2 protein-coding genes are annotated in these 2,650 nt (G+C 70.7%); both read left to right on the forward strand.

Features of this window, described 5'->3' with window-relative positions:
* Positions 1-49: 49 nt before the first annotated feature.
* Positions 50-1,333 (forward strand): Gfo/Idh/MocA family oxidoreductase, encoded by a 1,284-nt coding sequence (locus E1200_RS32535; protein ID WP_131956410.1) that lies wholly within the window; start codon positions 50-52, stop codon positions 1,331-1,333.
* Between the two features lie 219 nt (positions 1,334-1,552).
* Positions 1,553-2,650 (forward strand): pectate lyase (locus E1200_RS32540; RefSeq protein WP_131956412.1); only part of this gene is annotated, 1,098 nt, incomplete at its 3' end.

The following is a 2,650-nucleotide window of genomic DNA, read 5'->3' on the forward strand; positions in this document are numbered from 1 at the left end:
CACCCGTCCCGCCGCCGCCCCGGCGCCGCTGATCTGGAGTCCCCGCCTCATGCGATACGCCTTCGTCGGGCTCGGCCACCGGGCGCAGATGTACGTCGACGCGCTGCTCGGCGAGTGGCGCGACACCGGCGAGATCGCCGCGCTCTGCGATCCCAACCACACCCGCCTGCGCTACTACCTCGACCGGATCGGCCGCGACGTCCCGTGCTTCGCGCCCGAGGAGTTCGGGAAGATGCTGCGGACCGCCGACGCCGTCGTGGTCGCCACCGTCGACTCCGCCCACGCCCGCTACGTGGTCGCCGCGCTCGACGCGGGCAAGGACGTCGTGGTGGAGAAGCCGCTGTGCACCACCGCCGAGGACTGCGCGGCCATCGCCGCGGCGGCCCGGCGCAGCACCGGACGGCTCGTCGTCACGTTCAACTACCGCTACTCGCCGCGCAACAGCGCGGTCCGCCGGGTCATCGCGGACGGCGCGATCGGCGAGGTCGCCTCGGTGCACTTCGGGTGGTCGCTCGACACCATCCACGGCGCCGACTACTTCCGCCGCTGGCACCGGGACAGGGCGAGCTCCGGCGGCCTGCTGGTGCACAAGGCCAGCCACCACTTCGACCTGGTGAACTGGTGGATCGCCGACGCCGCCGCGTCCGTCTACGCCCAGACGTCCCTGCGCTTCTACGGCGCCGGGAACGCGCGGGCGCGCGGCCTCGCCGACCGTCCCGCACGGGCGTTCGAGGCGCCGGGGCTCGGCACGGACCCCTTCCTGCTGGACCTCTCCGCCGATCCCCGGCTGAAGCGCCTCTACCTGGACGCCGAGCACGAGGACGGCTACCTCCGCGACCAGGACGTGTTCGGCGAGGGCGTGACGATCGACGACAACATGGCGGTGCTCGTCCGGTACGAGCGCGGCGCGCTGCTGACCTACTCCCTCAACGCCCACGCGCCCGCCGAGGGGTACCGGGTCACCGTCAACGGCACCGAGGGACGGCTGGAGCTGGACGTCGTCGAGCGGGCCTGGACGCCGCCGCACGCCGCGATCGACCCGACCGCGTCCGGGAAGGAGCACGCCGAGGGCGCCTCGGAGCGGCTCGTCCTGCACCGGCACTGGCGGCGGCCGGAGGAGATCCCGGTCGAGGGCGGCGCGGGCGCGCACGGCGGCGGGGACGCCCTGCTGCTGGACGACGTGTTCCGCGGCCCGCAGGACGACCCGCTCGCCCGCCAGGCCGGGTACCGCGCGGGCATCGCCGGCGTGCTGGTGGGCGTGGCCGCGAACCGCTCGGCGGCGACCGGCCGCCCGGTCGCGCTGGCCGACGCCGGCACCCGCCTGGCCGACTGATACCGCGAGCGGCCGACAAAGGCGCCGGCACCATTAACGCCGCGCGCTCCATTCACCCTGCCCGCCAATTCACCGCAGCCGATAATCATGAAAATAGTGGAAATCCATTGACGCGCCTCCATCCGGACTTTAGCTTGCATGAAAGCGCTTTCAGGCCATTCGGGGAGCAGACCGGACCACCGGTTCGATGATCACCAGCAATCGAAAGGAGAGGCGAGGATGAGAAGAGCAGCCGCAGTGCGGCTATCCGCGGCGTCGGCGACGCTGGCCCTTGCGGCCACGGCCGGTGTCGTCCTGTCGATGCCCCAGGTCGCGGCGGCGGCCGGCAACGCCACCGGCTACGCGTCCCAGAACGGCGGGACGACCGGCGGCGCGGGCGGGCAGACCGTGCGGGCCACCACCGGGACCGCGATCCACGCGGCCCTGTGCGGCCGGGCCAGCAGCAGCACCCCGATCACCATCCAGGTCGAGGGGACGATCAATCACGGCAACACGAGCAAGGTGTCGGGCGACAGTTGCAACACCGCCGACGGCGTGATCGAGCTCAAGCAGATCAGCAACGTGACGATCGTCGGGGTCGGCGGCGGGGCGGTGTTCGACCAGGTCGGCATCCACATCCGCGAGGCCGGCAACATCATCATCCAGAACGTGACCGTCCGGAACGTCAAGAAGTCCGGTTCGCCGACGTCGAACGGCGGAGACGCGATCGGCATGGAGAGCGGCGTCCGCAACGTCTGGGTGGACCACACCACGCTGGAGGCGTCCGGCGGTGAGGACGACGGGTTCGACGGCCTCTTCGACATGAAGAACGACACCCGCTACGTGACCCTGTCCTACAGCGTCCTGCGCAACTCGGGACGCGGCGGCCTGGTCGGCAGCAGCGAGAGCGACCTGTCGAACGGGTTCATCACGTACCACCACAACCTGTACGAGAACATCGAGTCCCGCACGCCGCTGCTGCGCGGCGGCACGGCCCACATCTACAACAGCCACTTCAAGAACATCAGCAAGTCGGGCATCAACTCCCGGGCCGGCGCGAAGGCCAGGGTCGACAACAACTACTTCGAGGACTCCAAGGACGTCCTCGGCACCTTCTACACCGACCAGGCCGGGTCTTGGCAGGTCAACGGCAACATCTTCGACAACGTGACCTGGTCGGAGCCCGGCGACGACAACCGGCCCGCCGGCCCGAACCCGCAGTCCAACACGAGCGTCGGCATCCCCTACTCCTACAGCCTGGACAGGGCGGACTGCGTGCCGGACGTCGTGAGCCGCACGGCGGGCGCTGGCAAAGGCCTGCGCGTGTCGGACGGCAAC

Origin of the sequence: Actinomadura sp. GC306, assembly GCF_004348665.1 — a bacterium.
Taxonomy (GTDB): Bacteria; Actinomycetota; Actinomycetes; order Streptosporangiales; family Streptosporangiaceae; genus Spirillospora.